Source organism: Corallococcus llansteffanensis (assembly GCF_003612055.1).
Taxonomy (GTDB): Bacteria; Myxococcota; Myxococcia; order Myxococcales; family Myxococcaceae; genus Corallococcus; species Corallococcus llansteffanensis.
Genome location: NZ_RAWB01001143.1, coordinates 1 through 594 on the forward strand (window position 1 = coordinate 1; position 594 = coordinate 594).

A 594-nucleotide genomic window follows, 5' to 3' on the forward strand; every position below is an offset into this window, starting at 1 on the left:
GCGGCGGGGGTGGCAACGGCCTCGGTGGGCGCGGCCGTCACGGCCGGGACCTCCGGAGCCTGCGCCTGGGGAGCCTGCTCCGCGGCTGCGGGAGCGCTCTCCACGGCGTGGGCCTGGGGGGCCTCCGCCTGCGGCTCGGCCTGCGCAGGCTGCTCGTAGGACGGCTCGGCGTTGTCGTAGCCCTGGTCACTGGACTGGGCGTAGGCGTCCTGGGCCTCCGTGTTGGAGGCGCCAGCGGGCGGGCCGACCCTGCGGCGCACCACGAACCCCTTGGCGGCGACGGGAGGTGCGGCCTGCTTCGGCTTGCGCTTGTCCAGGATCTTCTGGACCGCGGCGGTGGCCTGATCGTCATCCAGCGAGGACGAGTGGCTCTTGACGTCGTAACCCAGCCCGGCGAGCTCGGTCACGACCTCCTTGTTGTCGAGCTCAATCCCGTGGCCTTTGAGCTCCTTGGCGATTTCGTGAACGCGCTTCTTCGACATACCTTGATTGGCCTTCTGCTCCGCCGACGACAGGCGCGAGCACCCTAGTCCAAAGCCGAAATTGTGTGCGAGAGGTGCTTAACAACACCTCCCCCCGCAACCTCTCCACCCA

At 69.0% G+C, this 594-nt stretch carries 1 protein-coding gene; it reads right to left on the reverse strand.

The window, feature by feature from the left end:
* Nucleotides 1-482: translation initiation factor IF-2 N-terminal domain-containing protein (locus D7V93_RS43835; protein ID WP_208723379.1), on the reverse strand; the 482-nt coding region annotated here is incomplete at its 3' end.
* Between the last annotated feature and the right edge of the window lie 112 nt (nucleotides 483-594).